General features: G+C 40.4%; 12 protein-coding genes. 6 read left to right on the forward strand and 6 right to left on the reverse strand.

Annotated features, from left to right (window positions below):
- Positions 1 to 77: 77 nt before the first annotated feature.
- Positions 78 to 1,367 carry a TlpA family protein disulfide reductase gene (locus tag B3H30_RS16215; RefSeq protein WP_286834631.1) on the reverse strand — a complete coding sequence of 430 codons (1,290 nt, stop codon included), beginning with the start codon at positions 1,365 to 1,367 and terminating at the stop codon, positions 78 to 80.
- A gap of 700 nt (positions 1,368 to 2,067) precedes the next feature.
- Here B3H30_RS16215 and B3H30_RS16220 point away from each other — a divergent pair.
- Positions 2,068 to 2,403: a hypothetical protein gene (locus B3H30_RS16220; protein ID WP_286834634.1), complete on the forward strand. Its 336-nt coding sequence runs from the start codon at positions 2,068 to 2,070 to the stop codon at positions 2,401 to 2,403.
- 421 nt (positions 2,404 to 2,824) lie between these two features.
- On the opposite strand, the gene B3H30_RS16225 is transcribed toward B3H30_RS16220, so the two are convergent.
- The 4 genes from B3H30_RS16225 to B3H30_RS16240 all read right to left on the reverse strand — a co-directional run bounded on the left by B3H30_RS16225 (position 2,825) and on the right by B3H30_RS16240 (position 5,833).
- Positions 2,825 to 3,805: a DUF5712 family protein gene (locus B3H30_RS16225; RefSeq protein WP_286834635.1), complete on the reverse strand. Its 981-nt coding sequence runs from the start codon at positions 3,803 to 3,805 to the stop codon at positions 2,825 to 2,827.
- A 5-nt stretch (positions 3,806 to 3,810) separates the two neighbouring features.
- Positions 3,811 to 4,365: a BfmA/BtgA family mobilization protein gene (locus tag B3H30_RS16230; protein WP_286774736.1), complete on the reverse strand. Its 555-nt coding sequence runs from the start codon at positions 4,363 to 4,365 to the stop codon at positions 3,811 to 3,813.
- Positions 4,366 to 4,667: 302 nt separating this feature from the next.
- Positions 4,668 to 4,946, reverse strand: a complete 279-nt coding sequence (locus B3H30_RS16235; protein ID WP_286774737.1) for a helix-turn-helix domain-containing protein — start codon at positions 4,944 to 4,946, stop codon at positions 4,668 to 4,670.
- Positions 4,947 to 5,077: 131 nt separating this feature from the next.
- A complete protein-coding gene (locus B3H30_RS16240; protein WP_286774738.1) occupies positions 5,078 to 5,833 on the reverse strand; it encodes a hypothetical protein in 756 nt (251 codons plus the stop codon).
- Positions 5,834 to 5,954: 121 nt separating this feature from the next.
- Between B3H30_RS16240 and B3H30_RS16245 the strand changes: the two genes are divergently transcribed.
- The gene (locus tag B3H30_RS16245; RefSeq protein WP_286774739.1) at positions 5,955 to 6,650 is read left to right on the forward strand and encodes a hypothetical protein; all 696 of its coding nucleotides are present in this window, start codon (positions 5,955 to 5,957) and stop codon (positions 6,648 to 6,650) included.
- A gap of 578 nt (positions 6,651 to 7,228) precedes the next feature.
- Here B3H30_RS16245 and B3H30_RS16250 read toward each other — a convergent pair.
- Positions 7,229 to 9,223, reverse strand: a complete 1,995-nt coding sequence (locus B3H30_RS16250) for a glycohydrolase toxin TNT-related protein (protein WP_286834636.1) — start codon at positions 9,221 to 9,223, stop codon at positions 7,229 to 7,231.
- Here B3H30_RS16250 and B3H30_RS16255 point away from each other — a divergent pair.
- The 4 genes from B3H30_RS16255 (at position 9,141) to B3H30_RS16270 (ending at position 16,423) form a co-directional block, all read left to right on the forward strand.
- On the forward strand, positions 9,141 to 11,477 hold the full coding sequence (locus B3H30_RS16255; RefSeq protein ID WP_286834638.1) for a hypothetical protein: 2,337 nt from the start codon (positions 9,141 to 9,143) through the stop codon (positions 11,475 to 11,477). The genes B3H30_RS16250 and B3H30_RS16255 overlap by 83 nt on opposite strands.
- A gap of 16 nt (positions 11,478 to 11,493) precedes the next feature.
- On the forward strand, positions 11,494 to 14,796 hold the full coding sequence (locus tag B3H30_RS16260) for a DUF6443 domain-containing protein (protein WP_286834640.1): 3,303 nt from the start codon (positions 11,494 to 11,496) through the stop codon (positions 14,794 to 14,796).
- Positions 14,793 to 15,257 carry an immunity 26/phosphotriesterase HocA family protein gene (locus B3H30_RS16265; RefSeq protein WP_120336697.1) on the forward strand — a complete coding sequence of 155 codons (465 nt, stop codon included), beginning with the start codon at positions 14,793 to 14,795 and terminating at the stop codon, positions 15,255 to 15,257. Before B3H30_RS16260 ends, B3H30_RS16265 begins: the two co-directional genes overlap by 4 nt.
- 590 nt (positions 15,258 to 15,847) lie before the next feature.
- Positions 15,848 to 16,423 carry a hypothetical protein gene (locus B3H30_RS16270; RefSeq protein WP_286834641.1) on the forward strand — a complete coding sequence of 192 codons (576 nt, stop codon included), beginning with the start codon at positions 15,848 to 15,850 and terminating at the stop codon, positions 16,421 to 16,423.
- The last annotated feature ends 97 nt before the right edge of the window (positions 16,424 to 16,520 follow it).

Consider the following 16,520-nt stretch of genomic DNA (forward strand, 5'->3'; position numbering starts at 1 on the left):
GATGAAGCTATCAGATTTAATCATTCTCCGGTGTGATTGAATAAATCTGATGGTTTCATAACAATAAGTCTTTCGAATTAATAAATACGGCTGATGTAGGGATATTCCTTTTCCTGCTGCTGCTTGGTCAACACAATGCCCTTACTGGCCAAAAAACTCAGCTTCTCTTCCACAGGCATCCGTTCAAAACCCACTGGAAAAGTGAGGTCGATCTGCATGATTTCATTCCCGTTATAGGAAACTGGCAGGTCAACATAGTGATGCAATAGGCTGAGCAAGGTTATCAACGGAAAGTTCCGAAAGGAAATTGGCCCTTCCTCAGGTTTTACATTGACCAAATGCATACCGCCTTTGGATTTCAAATCCGAAATATTTTCCAAAATTTCGATTTTGTAATAGGACACCGGGCCTCTTTTCCTCTCTATAGTGAGGTGGAAGTAATCTTTAAAAGCTTTCTGAAAATAGCGCTCAGCCCTGCCGGGCGAGATTGTATCCGCTACAAAGAGCTGATAGCTGTATTTGTACTGGCGATGCGAACCGCCCAGTATCATTTGTTGGATCTTATCCTTTAACCCTTCTTCAAACACATAGTCAGTACTTTCAAAACCTTTCAATTCATTTTTAAAAGCAATTCTTAGCATAAAATTGAAGGCCGCATTAACCATTTGATAGTTGGACTTATCATTCTTATAGGCGACGTTCGGATAAGTTGGTAGATAGTCGGGTAAATAGCCAGTTATAGCGGACAGGAATTTAACACCCGTTGTATCAAAGATCGGCGGTGTTGCCATTCTGTTATCCTTATTCCGAAATTTACCGCTCAGCTGTAAATCTGCTTTTTTATTTTGGAGAATAGCTTCGATTTTTTTTATGCCGACTTCATCTGGCAATGTATTTCCCAGAAAGATACCATCCGGATTGATCCAGGTAATATTGGGTATGGTATTGTGAGGGAAAAGGTTTGTTAGTATCGTATCATCCAATAAGGTCAACAGTTTGATTTCAAAATTGTACTTTTCTTTGTATCGATCCAATACAAGCTTAATCCTGCGGGGAGTATCCTTGTTTCTTTTGCTATTTACCAATACTACTGTTAGTTCCTGTGGATATCGCTTTTGGATTTCCTCCATGTGTGGAATATTTTCGATACAGCTCGGACAGGTGGTTGCCCAAAAATCCAGTAAGATCAGCTTCCCTTTCAGATCAGAGAACTTGATTGTTTTTTTCTTCCCATTGAAATAATTCAATTCGAGCGACTGGTTCCATACAACCTCAGGTATCTTATCACCCGGCTTTAAACCAACAAGATGTGAGAGCCCATCGACCCCGCTGTCCTCGCGGGGCGTCTGAGCCGATAAACTAAACATTATGAAACAAAATACCGGTAATAAAAATACCTGCCGGGCATATACTGGTTTATGTCTTAATATAGCCGGCGTAATAGATAGATATAGGGATATACAGTGTATTATATAAATACACAGGCGCTCCATGTAGCTGTAAAATAGCTTCATTTGTAAATAGGTTTATAACGTTCATAATTTGTTTATAAAAAACCTAGACACAGGGGCGCCTCCTTAGTGTAGGAAAGTGGAAGCCGTTAGACGGCTAATTGCTTACTCAGGGGCGGAAATTATGTTTCGTAGAAATTGCTTTTTTAGGTTCATACTCGTTTTATATTAACGAGTCTTGACAGTTAGCTGGCCAATTGATACATGTGGGCCTGCAAACCGTGGCTACATTAAAGTTTCTCACGCCTTACGTAACACGGATTTACAGCAGGCCCACATCTACCATATGCATACAAATATACACATAGCAATGAAGATGTGGGGTTTTACACTGCTGCCCTGCGTTACGGCGTGAGAAATGTAGCCGCAAGACTCTAAGTTAAAACTCAAAAACAAAACTGAAAAATCCTTATATAGGATTTCCAAAAACAAATATAAAAATATAAAAGTCAAAAACAAAATTATTTATTCTTATTTCAAGATTATATAGATTTATTATGAGATTAAATCATTAGAATACAGTTGTTTTCCTTCATATTCAAAAAAATCAATTATTATGAATGAAAAACACAATAAGAAAACGGATATAAATTTAAAAAAACTTGAAGATGCTTTAAAAAATATCAAGGCTAGGTTTCAATCAAACGAAATTAAACATATGAAAGAAATCGCAACTCCAAGTTTTTATGTCAATGGTCTCTACAAAGCTATGTCAATGGGGTACAATACATTTATCACTAGGTTTGAACATCCCGAGGAACTCACGTTAAAAGATATTTTGAAGCTTGCTGATATTTCTAATACAGATGCAGATTTGATTTTCAAAATTGCGATAGAAAATGCAAAAAAAGAGCATGAAAAATATGATATATCTCATCTGACCGAAAACTAGAATGTCTATGAGGACAAAACCAAGAATTATTGACTAAGCCTTTTAGATAGAATATCGCTAATTTGCATTCAGATATATAATGGAAATACAGTTTGGGTTATTTAATATCGATATATCAAAAGAACGATTTTTTATGGTATGCTACAATAGCGTATCAATTACCGATATATGTTACAGCTAAAATAGCTGTCACTAAAGCCCTCCATTTAAGCGCATTAAATTGGAACATACCATCCCATTGTCACCGCTTAGGCCACCAAAAGACAAGATGGCACAATTGGGTCAAGGGCGCTAGCTGGGAGATTGTGGGTAGGCGCGCTTAGTATACCCTTGATCTTTGTACCATCGTGGGTAAATTTGCAGGTGCGGACAGTGGATACCCATATATCGGTCTATTTATATTGATAAATATTCAAATAGCCTATTGTCTCCGCTGTCCACGTTTTTTCTTTTTGCGCTTCCTTTTTCTTTCTTCCTCATCGGCAACCGTTCCTTGACCTCCAAACTCTTGGACAGGATCAAGAAGAATATCCAGAAGTCCCGGACCATTTGTCGCAAATGAGGAAAATATGTCGCCAAGTATGGTAGATCTGTCCTGAACGGGGTTAGAAAGTATCGTATCTGTCCAGCCTTCTTTCATTTTTGGAATAGCCCCACTTTCCAGAAGCCTGTCAAAGGTATGAAGCCGTGCTTTCTGTTCCGCATTGCCATTCTTCATGATATTCGCATACTGCAAGGTTTCTTTCAGTTTTCGGTCAAAACCGAACATCCTGTCAAATACAGTTTCTCCGCACTGTTTAAAAGCCATCTGGTCAAATTGCCCGACCTTTTTGGAATGTTCCACATTCCTGCCCCGTGATTTGTTCTGCGGGCTCAGTTTGATACGGTTTGTGATGTCCTTTCGGCTAACGATAGCCTGTATGTGGAATTGTTGGCCTTCCTTTCGCTGCCCCGCTTTTTTCGTACCATTCTTAACCTCCTTATCTTTATGGCTATAGTAGCGGTAATTTTCCAGTTTGGCGAACCATAACAGATCTTTGTTATTTTCTATTCCTGGGCGTTTAAAATTGCGTGCATATTCATCCATGATCCTTTCCGCATATTCTTTTAATTTTTCTTTTGTCCCGTTCTCGCCATAAGTAGCCAGCAGGAAGTCGAGTTCCTTTCTGCTAGGACTGATATTGAGCAGGAAGAACTTACTGTCGTCCCTGCCCAGTTTGGCAATATTGCCATCAATCCCGATGCGCACTTCATGGGGTTTAATATTGTTCCGTCCTCCATTGAACCAGTGCTCCTGTTTTTTATTATCGGCAAGGCGGTTTTCTTTTTCCAGATAGGCGACAAGATCGCCACAGCTTCCCTTATTATTCCTTGTTTCGGAATCCGTGATATTTATATACATAGCAGCTAAAGTTTATCCAGTGCTTCCCTGACCTGTTTTGCAAGTTCCTCTTTTTTTGCGTTGGATACCGGCCATCCCAGTGTTTCCCGCTGGGCAATATAATGTTCAAGGATCCTCTTGAAACCATCCTTTAATTCCTGCCTCTGGGTAATCCCCAGAAATATCTTTTTAAGGACTTTATCCAGACTTCCGAGATATTCCGTATTTGCTTTCAGAAATTCAGAGGATTTCTGCTGTTCATCGGAAATCAGGTCAATTATACCAGATTGCTGTCTGGAGACAGCACCGAGCTCGTCCAGCATGGAATACAGGGGTACCAATAGATCGGTCTCCTGTTTTCGGATAAAAGAAAGGATACGATTTACTCCACTGGAGAGCTCTTTTTTCAGGACCTCATCATTCAGGTCAACAGGGTCTTTTTTGCTCCTGTAAAAATAATCGACCATCTCCATCACCAATTGCCGCTTGGTCCTACCCAGTTTACGCGAGAGCAGCGCCAGACGACCATCCACTTCCACCGGGAACCGGACAGACCGTGTATTCTCATCTGATCTAGCCATTGCTACTAGAATTATAGTCGATGATGAAACGAAACCTGCTGGCCTTTGTCGGGTGCCAGGAGGGGATGTAATCCACGTAGCCATAAAGGATGAGATCGGAAAGGCATTTGTGATAGGTCGCAATGGACTTTATACGTGAAAAATGCATCAGCTTTTTACGGCTGGAATGAAAGAATTCCCCGGAACTCTCTTTCTGGTGATAATAGAACATTGCCAGGAGCAGTCCGATGTGCGATGGAAGCAACCTGCTGTCTTTTGCAGTTTGCTCTAAATATGAGCAAAAGTAATGATCCTGCATACAGTTATCCATTGCCTTTACCTCCTTCCATCATTTTATTGACATCACTGCTGCGATAGTACATGCTACCTCCGATCTTTTTAAATGGGAGGATTCCAGTGATCCGTAGGTTCTGCAAGGTTCCGGGAGATATATCCAGTTTCTTTCTGACCTCCCTGCTTCGGAGCCATTCCTTATCTCCGAAGCCAGCTGGGGTTTCTCGTTTTAGAACCTGTGTGATCTCTTCAAGTAGTTCTTTCTTGAACTGCTGTAAGTCTTCTTTTGTCAGGATGTCAAATACCATAGTATACCAATTTTGTGAACAATACCGGTTCGGCTGTTGTGCCTCGCCATTGCTACAAAATTGGGTACACGAAAGGCTGTTTGGATGACCATCGGACTCCGCTGGTCATGTTCAACATTCGAACAGGATCGCTATTGTCCCTGTTTTATGGGTATTATCTGGAACAGTTTTTTGTCGTCAGGGATTTTGACGCCTTTCATGGAATCTTTTGGATCTTTCTGTACAAAATAGTTACGCACGGTATTGACCGGTATATGTTTGCCATTGTAGACGAAATATTTTGAGACCATTTTATAAAAAGGGCTTTCGTGGTCGCTGATTAGTAGCTTCCTTCCACTGGGAAGCTTCAGATCTCTCATCTGTTGGAGCAGGTCTATAAAAGTGGGAAGATGATCATCTTGTATCATCGGTTTGACGGATACCTCGTATTTTTCCAGATCGGTCAGTTTGTTTCTCAGAATTTCGAGTTCTGACTGCAATCCCGAGATCTGTTCATCCTTTTCCTTAATCAGCAGATCATTTGGCCTGATGTTCCATTTGTCTCGTGGAGCGAGAAAATCCAAAAATTCATTCAGTTTTCTGATGTTAGAAATATGGAGGGAATGCTTTGAGGAGAAAGGATCCTGTCCCTTAAAATAATCAATCCGATCGGAAACGATATGCCACACATGGGAAAAGAAATCTTTTTCCGAGCGGTTTCCGCCGGAAAGGTAATAATCCAGATGGTACTGATAATAATCTTGAAATACATTCTCTTCCAGATCATAGACCTTCAAAAGAAAATGATTGTCTTCATACCCCATTTTGAGGCCCAAAATGTTTCCTAGTTCAAAAGGGTGCGGATTTAAGTCAAAGGCTTTTCTTGCTTTAAAGTAAGTTGCTGTCATATAACGAATTTAATAAAATCATCACAATGAATATGAATCAATTTTTTGGATATGAATATTATTATTTGAGGTTACTCAACTAATAGTGAACAATGATTAAATTTGGTAAACTTCCAATATTATGCATGATTTAGATAGATTGAAAACTTTGATCGGACTGTACCAGAAGGAGGCTAAGGACCTAAAAAAGTTTATTTCTACCTGCCTTAACGATTGGGATTATATGATGGCAGATTGTTATGCTCAGAGGCTGGGGCAGGTCAATAGGGAGTTACAGATATTGCAGACAATTCTTGATCCCAATTATGGCGATAAACAGATCCTGATTAGACAGATTGCCCATTATAAAAAGAATCGCTCATTGCCGGGCCAAAAAGATTTAAGGGAGCTTTACGGACGGTGGATAAGAGACGCTGAAGAAAAATTGGAGCGGATGAACAACCTTACTGTCCCAGAATCTCCATTTTCAAAGACTTTGGAGGAAATATTGGAAAAACTGACGCAAAAGGAAGTTAGCAAAGTCATACTGATGCTCAATAGTAAACAGGATCTTGGGATCATAATTACCAGAGGGAGAAAGTTAATGCTACGTATTCCTAAAATAAAAACTCTGAGGAGTAAATACGCCATTTGGGATTATCAGATAGGGCTACTACAGCAGATGGGCTTCCAATGGGACTCAAAAGAAACATTGTTGTATCTGGAATTGGATCCTAGCAACTCAATCAAACAGGTGATGGAATACCTGTCAAGGATTGTGTTCAAAGTTTTCACGTTTGAGGAGATGAAAGGAAAAAGCTATATCAGTTATTGCTAAAAGACTGCTTATATTCAGATAGCCAGATGTATATTTATCTATATTGCTAGCATATTAGATATATAGCCTATGGATTTGTTTGCCTAGCGTATACAATCAATCTAAGTATACTGTCCAGTATACTAAAAAGAGACTTAATGCTATCATTAAGCGAAGAGAGTATCCCCGGAGGATACTCTAAACCCCATTTGCAGCGCATTGGGCAAGAAAAGTAGGGCTTTGCCCAACTTCTGCTTGCTTTAATGACTCCTCCTATTATAGGTTTACACAAGGTCTAATACGGTTCTTACTTTACAAAATGTATCGTCATACTGTGGGTCTACATATTAAGTCCGAATTTATTCGTTATCCTATTTGATTCTCTGAAAAGCTCAAGAATATATAAACATGCTTGGTCTTCAGTTTTAAATATTTTGATGTTATTTCTTTTCCCTCGTTCATCTAAATAGAAAACCTGCCATTCATTATAACTTTGATATAGTATAACACTGTCACTATTTAGGTTGCCATATAGGTCATAAAAATGTTCATTTATTCCTAAAAATTCCAATTTCTCTTTTAATTCTATTCGATTCATATTATTTTATTGGAACAATTATTCCTCTTTTTATTAAAGTATTCATATTTACAGGAGCAAGAAATTGTTTTCCTAATCCAATTTTCCCAAATGCAGGTGCTATTGTTGAAGACTGAACTTCAAAAGGCTTGAGAACCTTGAAAGCGTTATAAACACCTGTATTCTCGCCTGGTAATGCTCGCATATCCATAGGTGTATTTCTAGGAGAAAAGTATTTTCCAAATCCACTTCCAAACCGATCTATCTCCGTGCCTGGTAATAAAAATTCACTCTCCCATTTACCCAACGCACCACCATTTTTCGGCCAATATTCCGAAATTGCTTTTGAGCCTTGCGAGCTGATGTCATCTACAAGCTCTGCCGCAACAACTGATGTAGACCTTGTAGAGAGGGCTTTGACAGCAGCGCTCACTCCACCTACACCAAGATCAATGATCCAGTTTGCATCAACAAGAGCCCCATTTCCCGTAGGGCGCTTAGTAAACGGATCTATCTCCCAGCCTTTAAACCTTTCGAATCCTTCAAGATAGGTCTGATATGCGATATCATCCGGATATCCCATAAACAATGACCCTGCCCGACGCCTGTAATCAGATTTATTCTGGTTATACCTGGATAAAAAATCGTACTCCATAGCGGCCAGGCCTGAAGAAATTCGGGCTTCCTGAAAACTCTCGCTCCCAAAGATGTAGTTGTCTCCACCCAGCCAGGCATACCCGTAATATGACTGAATACCATCAATCCATTTAGCGTCCTGAAAACCCGTAGCCCACATTGGAAGATACCAGTCAAAGGGTGCCCTACCATCTGGATCAATAAAACGAAGCGGATTGTCAAAAGCATAATTATAGGGAGAATGGCGGCTCATTTGCTCTGCCAGCGGATCTATCACATTCCACCTGCCGATCTCGGGATCGTAAAACCTGGCGCCAAAATCTATCTGGTCAAGACCGAGTTCTACCTGCTTTTCCTTACCGTTGTACTTATAAAGATTAGCGGCACTATTCAAGGCGTTGCCCTGGTTCAGCTCGAGCCCGAAGGGATAATAATCTTGAATCTGACGTAAAGAACCCGACTGATCTACAACAGCACGCGTATTGCCCAGATGGTCTGCCAAAAAATATTCATATGTGAAAGAACTCCCGTTAGGAAGAATGCGGCCTTCTTCAGTCTGTATAAACTCAATTGACCCGTTTTTGTACTGTATACCGTCCACATATTGCGTAACAGCTGTACCATGCGTTTTAGTCAGCTTTTTGCCCGAAGCGTCATATTTGTAGACAAGCGAGTCGGTACCCTTCACAAACTTCTGCGGTAAATTTAAATAATTGTATTCAATAGTCGTAATGCCTATACGCGAATTCGATACATTATTGCCATTACCATCATAACTGAATGTATTGGACTTCAAGGCCGTGCCGCCATCTGCCACGTTGGTCAGTCGATGACCTATATAGTTATACTTAAAATTATTGTACCACCCTGTAGATCCATTGCTCCGGCGCAGGCTATCGATGTTGCCCATCTTATCATAGGCAAACTCCTCATTGTAGAAACCAACCTTACCTGTCGTACTATAACATCCCTTGCGCAGACGGTCCATCATGTCATAGGTGTAACTGTAACTCTGGAGCCCTGTCTGGGTCTGTCCTGTGCCTACGGTGGTATTCCACTGCATTGTACCAATATTGCCATTGTATGTACGCCCGCCATTTCCATAACCCAATAACATCCCGAAGCGCCTTTGGGCAGTCACAGATGCAGGGTCGTTTACCCGGGTAAGCCAGCCGCGCTCGTTATAAGCATAGCTACGCTGCTGGGCAGCAGCAGAACTATTACCATGCAGGCTCTTCTGCTTCAACTGACCGATCTCGTTGTATGCCAGACTGCTCTGGACAAATTCCGCCTGGTTATTGATTTTTTTCCGGACTTCTTTCAGTCGACCAACATGGTCATACTTATTTGTCGTTAATACCGTTGTTACTGCCCCACTCAAAGAGGCCCGATGTTCATTTTCTCCCTATGCAGACAACAATTCACGAAATACGGTACCTGATCTATATATCTATTCGGTAGTGGGGGGAGATGGACTGAATTTACAGAATTCAATTAAGTTGGGACTGGAGTCCGACGGCGCGGGTTACAATTGGACCTTGCATCTTTTGCCGGGAGAATATGAAGCCCGTGTCGAGAATGACATAAAAGAGGAATACATTAAATGTGAATTTAATTATACGAGCCCAGGTACCGAACAGATCATCGGTGAAAAAACATCTGGATTAAGAATGAAAGCCATAGAAGTAGACCCTTCAAATGGGCAAAAAATGCGCAAAGAATATAAATATCTAAATGCTTTGGGATATTCCAGCGGCTCGGATATGCGTCCCAATTTTTCTGCCAAAGGTTATACGCAGTTGGTCTGGGAGAATGGATCACCTACGGTTACCATTATGCCGGGGATAATATATGGTTCTACAATAGCGTCATCGGGTGCTTTTGGACAGACCTATTTTTATAGTGTGGTCGACGAACTACAGGTTAAAGGAACAGATACTTTAAAAACACGCTATAGTTACAAGGACTACGATAGGGTATTTAATCTCGATGCTGATCTAGATTCGGTTGTTACCTACCGTAAGGTGAACAATAAATTTGTGCGGCTCAACAAAAAGGAGATGGAGTATAAAATTAAATACGATACCATCTTCAATTTCTTAAGGGTTGAGCAAACTAAGGGCACACTTGGCATGAGTGGACCATCTGCCGAACCGCCCTACGCTTTCAATCCAGAATTAGGGGTTCACTATCAGGTCTGGAAATCCCTTTTTAAGGAAAGGGAGTATAGTTACGAAACCGGTGAACCGATACTCAGCAGCAAGGAATATATCTATGATAACAATCATCGAAATCTAAAACTACAGCGGAATACAACCTCCGATGGCAATCTTTTGCTGTCCAAATATAAATATCCTGAAGACTACATTGGAAGTATTTCGACTGGATTCTTAAATGCAAATGTGAGAAATGTCGTACTGGAGGAGCAGATATGGAAAAAGCGTACTTCGGATTCCTCCCTTGTGGATATGACGGTTACACAGTATGACAATAGTCTCTTTAAACCGATTAAAATATTCAAACCTGATGGGGCTATCCCAGCGCTGAATGCTGAATCCAGAACCGGACAGCTATTCAATAATCTGCTAAGTGATACAAGGCTTTCTGATCGGGTTATTTTTACCTACAATATAAACGGGCAGCTAATAACACAAAAATTGAAGCAAGGGTCTTCCACTTCCTATAAATATGGTTATGCGTCGAATCCTTTGCTGGTAGGATATCCTTCAGTTGGAACGGAGGTGATTGGGCAGATTGTAAACGGGGAGGAAAATGAACTATTTTATGAAGGTTTTGAAGAAAATGGTACGGTGGGAAATGCACATTCAGGAGCCAAGTATTTCACGGGGTCATATGCACTATCCTGGCAACGTCCCAATAGCAAATCGTATCTTCTTGAATATTGGCTACTACAGGGGGGAGTATGGAAATATATGAAGCAGGGCTATACGGGCAATATCACTATTGCCGCGCCGAACGGAATTGACGATGTCCGCATATATCCGCAGGATGCTTCTGTTACGACCTATACGCATTACCCGGGAATAGGCATACGCAGCATCGTTTCGCCCAGTGCTGAAACCAGTTATTTTTCCTATGATGATTTCAACAGATTAAGATCGATCGAAGATGATAACCATCATATAAAAAGCGTGTATGATTATAACTATATTGATGTTGCTGACCCACCGGTCATCGTACCTCCGGTGACACAGCCTTCTGTATTGTATGCAAAGCTGACCACCGGTCCCCAGACAACATCAGATCATAATGGAGTGATGAAAACTGCCACACCATACATTGTTTCCTTTTATTCGGATGCGGCTTGTACAATTCCTTACACACTTATAAATCCCATACAGATCAAATTCAAAGAAAAAACGACTATTACTTCTAATGCAGCGCCAACGCAAGTACTGGAATATGAATATCAGATAATACTGGAAGCAGGGGCATCTTCACGAAGCTTTAGTACGGGTTGGAGCTATTGTGAGGGCGGCCCTATCGAAATATCGCGGGTAGCCCAGGGGGATATAGCCACGAGGGGGCTTCCACCTGGAGAGGGTGGAGATGTCACGACCTGCTATAACAGCGTGATCACTCTTTCCAATAACGACGGATATATTGTTAAATAAAAGATTGGACGAAATTATGAAAAAGAACTTTTTAACCATATTATCTTTATTGACAGCCGGTATTGTACAAGGTCAGAATATTGTGAGCATCCCCACCTCAAACCAGAATTATATCTTGACCCGGACTTTTAGGGATACAGTAAGGATAGCCCAATTGGCAGCACAGCGTACCATCGGGCAGGAAAATCATACAATTCAGTATTTTGACGGTTTGGGCCGCGCGGTACAAACTGTACAGCTGATGGCGAGTCCGACGTATAAGGACATTGTTCAGCATATTGAATACGATGGGTTTGGCAGGGAGAATACAAAATATTTGCCTTATGCAGAGCAATCCAGCAATGGAAGTTTTAGAAGTGCTGCAAAGACTACCCAAGCTGATTTTTACAAGGTAGGAGGCGGTTGGGATCCCGCAGTGATGAAGACAGGTAACCCCTATGCTGTTGCCGTATTTGAAAGTAGCCCTTTGAACCGCGTTCAACAGCAGGGGGCTCCGGGTACGGCCTGGCAGCCTGCTACGGACCGGAATACGGTGCCTTCGGGAGCAAATGCAGGGCGAACTGTAGCAACCGAATATGGAACCAATGGTGTCAACGATGTCCGTTTATGGACTATCAATACCTCAAACAATGGTGCTGCAGCTACTTACTACGCGGCAGGCAGGCTTTACAAAACAGTGCTGAAAGACGAAAACTGGATCAATAAAAATGGGACCGGGCTTCCGCCGTCCAAAGAAGGCACAGTGGAGGAATTCAAGGACTTTGAGGATCGTGTGGTCCTTAAGCGAATTTGGGAAACAGAATCCAAAGCATTAAATACATACTATGTTTATGATGATTTTGGTGATCTTCGCTATGTACTGCCACCAGGATTTACGGGTACCACATTTTCGGAAACGGTTAGCGGAGATTTTTTTGAGCTTATTTATGCTTATAAGTACGATGCACGAAAACGGGTTGTCAGGAAAAAAATACCGGGAAAAGGCTTGGAGTATTTTGTGTATAACAATAATGACCAGGTGGTGTTCACACGTGACGCTGAACAGGTAGCACGTGGGGAATGGAGTTTTACCAAATATGACGCTCAGGGAAGAGTAATATTGACCGGAATAGAGAAAGGGCACACCGGTGATGACCAGAGCAGCTTACAGTCAGCGCTGTCATCCTTTACAGGTCCCCTTTGGGAACAGCGCGGAACTGCTATGGAAGGATATACCAACAATACGATCCCGCAGAATACAGGCAATATTACCGTTCAGGCAGTCAACTATTATGATAGTTATACTTCCATACCAGGTTTGCCATTTACAGACCATAGTGCTTATAGTATCAGGACACAGAGTCTGCCCGTAGCCAATAAGGTGCTTGTACTCGATTCAAGCCCCGCAAAATGGTTATGGACTGTCAATGATTACGATGATCAGGGCCGGATTGTGCGAGTAAGTAGCACAAACCATCTTGGCGGTAACGATATCGTCACAAATGAATACAATTTTACGGATCAACTTGTCAAAATTACCAGGGTACACACTCCAGCAACCGGGACTGCTGTTACTCTTGCAACGGGCAATGATTATGACCATCAGGGGCGTCTAGTTCAGATAAGGAAAAAGGTGAATAGTCAAACAGAGGTTATCCAAAGTAAACTGTCTTATAACGAGATTGGCCAGCTTACGACCAAATCACTTCACAGTGAGAATGGCGGTGGTAATTTTATGACCAGCATAGCTTATGCCTACAACGAACGTGGCTGGCAGACCAAAGGCAGTTCGGCGCAGTTCACCTCATTACTGAACTATAATGTCAACGGAAACACAGTGCTTGCAAATGCGCAGTACAATGGTAATATCGCTCAGCAACTGTGGGGATATTCCGCTACCACAAGTAGTACTTTTAACTACAGCTATGATGTCCTAAACAGGTTAAAGAGTGGTGTAAGTTCGGGAACAGTAATGAGTGAGGCTCTAGAATATGACGATATGGGCAATATCCGGACACTGATCCGGGACAATGGTACAGCTATCACGTATGGTTATAACAATAGCAATAAAAGTAATCGGTTGAATACATTGTCGGGAGGTCTGTCAGGATCGTTTACCTATGATCTGAACGGGAATGCAACCAAGGACCGTACTGGTATGCTATTGAGCTACAATCAGCTGAACCTTCCGAAAACAGTTAGTGGAGGAGGAAAGACTATCTCTTACACCTATGATGCCCTTGGAACAAAACTAAGCCGAACGTCGGATGTAGGAGGAATCAATGCGCAACGGGATTATATCGGAGGAATAGAATACAGTAAGACTGGAACTGGTAGTCCGGTCATTGAACGAATTGGTACTGAGGATGGTTTTCTGTTGAACAGTTCGGGGGCATATAGCTATTACTACAATCTGACGGACCACTTGGGTAATGTACGTATAGTATTGAAGAAAGAAGGCACAGCTACCGTGCCAACTGCGGCAGTAATGCAAAAGCAGGATTATTATCCATTTGGGAAGACGAAGAGTATTGCAACGAGTATCGATAATAAGTATCTTTATAATGGCAAAGAGATGCAGGCTGACCTAAATGGCGGTACGCATACTTTGGGAAGTTCTTATATACTTGAGGGGCAATTGGACTACGGAGCAAGATTCTATGATGCGGAGATAGGACGGTGGAATGTGGTGGATCCTATGGCGGAGAAGATGCGGAGATATTCCCTATATAACTACGCCTTTGATAATCCTATACGGTTTATTGATCCCGACGGAAGAGTGCCGATAGTGCCAATTATTTTAATAATAGGATATTTGACAACATCTCAACCAGCTGTCGCTCCAACAAGGGATCTTGCAGGAGACGCTGCAAAAATTCAACAGGCATACGATAGTTACAATACATCAATAGTAACAAATTCACTGCCTGGCGGGCAGCAAAGTCAACCTGTTTCGAAAGTTCTTTATCAAGCGGTTAAAAAGGAAGTTGTTAAGAAAGTAAGTACTGAGGCCAAGAAAACGTTTCAAACTTATTTTAAAGATGCGTTAGATCCTAAAAAACACGGAAGGTATTCAGGTAGGACGAGTGGGACTAATACCCCTGAAAAAAACATAGCCAAAAGGGACAAAAACCATCATATGAATGAAACTCATGGACCAGCTTATTTGGATAAAACCTTTACAAACTCTGATGATAATAGGGTACGAGAGCAGATAAATATAACAAATAGCGGTGGGGCTATATCAGTAGGAGGGACGTCAGGAAATCGCATTAATGGTATAAGTCCCCATAATAAAAGATTACAAAAATACATGCAGGAAGCTTTAAAATTGAAATGAAAAGACAAAGAATAACGGAAGGTGCTATATTAGAGATTAATATAGAGAATGAGTATTTCATTTATGCTCAGATATTATTAAAGGGGCTGGGATATGCTTTTTTTGACTATAAGTCAAAAGATAAGATAAAAGATTTAAATTATCTTCTCGAATGTAAGGTGCTTTTTATAATAGCGGTATATGATGATGTCGTCACAAAGGGGGTGTGGAAAAAGATAGGAAAGCTTCCAATTAGACACGATTTACTTATCCAACCAATGAAATTTATACAGGATCCTTATAATTTTAATAAATGTGATTTATATGACCCTAATACGGGAGAAGTTACACCTGCTGCAAAAGGAGAATGCGCTAATTTAGAACGAGCCGCTGTTTGGGAAGCTAACCATGTCGAAGATCGAATAAAAGATCACTATTTAGGCAGACCAAACGTCTGGGTAGAAAGACTCAAACTGAAATAGATTTTGAAATCTTTCGATATAAAGTGCTCGAATAGCTTTTTCTTTTTCGAATGATTATATTAAAAATAGATAAAATTATTTGTTTTTTTCTAAGATACGGATGACTTGGTTGCCGAAGGAGAATAATATTAATATGAAAACTATAAAATCAGGAACAAATTTGGACTTATAAAACTAGGGTTAATGAATATGATTATAACGTTACAGTTCTTGCGATTGAAAAGGGAATTGATGAGCAAAACATTATACATGTTAAAATTGATAATTTAAGACTTTTTGATAGTTATAATAACTTAATAAGCAATAGTATTGATGATCTTCCCGTCTCTGAGAGCGCTTTTTTAGAAAGTATGCTATTTATGGAAATCGGATTTTGATATCGGTAAAGGTGTTATATGGGATATCCACTTGGAGCAGGTGATTTCTTCAATAGAGAGCAATTTTTCTTGGTATGAACACTAATTTGATTCTTTAGTATTGCTCGAAAACAAATGTAAATTTAACGATAGAACAACAAGTGTACGTCTAGGCGAGGCCGCTCGAGGAGCTATTGTAGGTAGCGCTGGGGAGGCTAGCGCTCAAACAAATAGATGATTTTAATATGGATTATTTTTTTGAACTATCAAAAAAAGCAGTTACTAAAAGACAGAAACGATATTTTTAAAGAAGTTGGTATTCCATCGCTATTGAAAAATGGTTTTGAAATGTCAGTATTCAATAATGATTCCAATGGAGAATTTGATCTGGCTCACCAAGAATTTAACTACAATTTTTGTCGTCTTACTGAAAATACTTATTTAGAAATGCTTTATGTGACAATTAATAAAAATGAAAATAATATATGTTTTTACATCTGCGCATTCAAACTAGTTCCTAAAATTGATTCACTTATTTCTATGAAAGGAACTGATGGAATGCCATTTTATATGTCAATTAATAATAAGAATAAGTATATGCAATTAAGATGTGACGATTATAAAGGTTCACCACTGTATCATATGCTTTTTTCATCATCCTATGATATAAAATGCTATTTCACTAAATCTGGTTATGAATACAAACGTCAAAGATTAAAACATCTGGTCAAATCAGATATGACAAATATTGATCGTTTTGTAAAAAGATGGTACGAACTTCACAAGCCTATCATCAAAGAGCCCGATTGAAATAATATCAGCATTTGAGAATTATAATTGAAAGTAACCAAATCAAAAAATAGATAGTGACATAGCTGCTTTTCAAACTAGGCAAAAGAAAATAGAG

The sequence above is a fragment of the Sphingobacterium sp. UBA7038 genome (assembly GCF_002494055.1).
Lineage (GTDB): Bacteria > Bacteroidota > Bacteroidia > Sphingobacteriales > Sphingobacteriaceae > Sphingobacterium > Sphingobacterium multivorum.

Bases quoted from the DNA above. Each gene is read 5' to 3' on its own strand.
- B3H30_RS16215 (WP_286834631.1), bottom strand. From the start codon at position 1,367: ATGTTTAGTTTATCGGCTCAGACGCCCCGCGAGGACAGCGGGGTCGAT.
- B3H30_RS16220 (WP_286834634.1), top strand. From the start codon at position 2,068: ATGAATGAAAAACACAATAAGAAAACGGATATAAATTTAAAAAAACTT.
- B3H30_RS16225 (WP_286834635.1), bottom strand. From the start codon at position 3,805: ATGTATATAAATATCACGGATTCCGAAACAAGGAATAATAAGGGAAGC.
- B3H30_RS16230 (WP_286774736.1), bottom strand. From the start codon at position 4,365: ATGGCTAGATCAGATGAGAATACACGGTCTGTCCGGTTCCCGGTGGAA.
- B3H30_RS16235 (WP_286774737.1), bottom strand. From the start codon at position 4,946: ATGGTATTTGACATCCTGACAAAAGAAGACTTACAGCAGTTCAAGAAA.
- B3H30_RS16240 (WP_286774738.1), bottom strand. From the start codon at position 5,833: ATGACAGCAACTTACTTTAAAGCAAGAAAAGCCTTTGACTTAAATCCG.
- B3H30_RS16245 (WP_286774739.1), top strand. From the start codon at position 5,955: ATGCATGATTTAGATAGATTGAAAACTTTGATCGGACTGTACCAGAAG.
- B3H30_RS16260 (WP_286834640.1), top strand. From the start codon at position 11,494: ATGAAAAAGAACTTTTTAACCATATTATCTTTATTGACAGCCGGTATT.
- B3H30_RS16265 (WP_120336697.1), top strand. From the start codon at position 14,793: ATGAAAAGACAAAGAATAACGGAAGGTGCTATATTAGAGATTAATATA.
- B3H30_RS16270 (WP_286834641.1), top strand. From the start codon at position 15,848: ATGATTTTAATATGGATTATTTTTTTGAACTATCAAAAAAAGCAGTTA.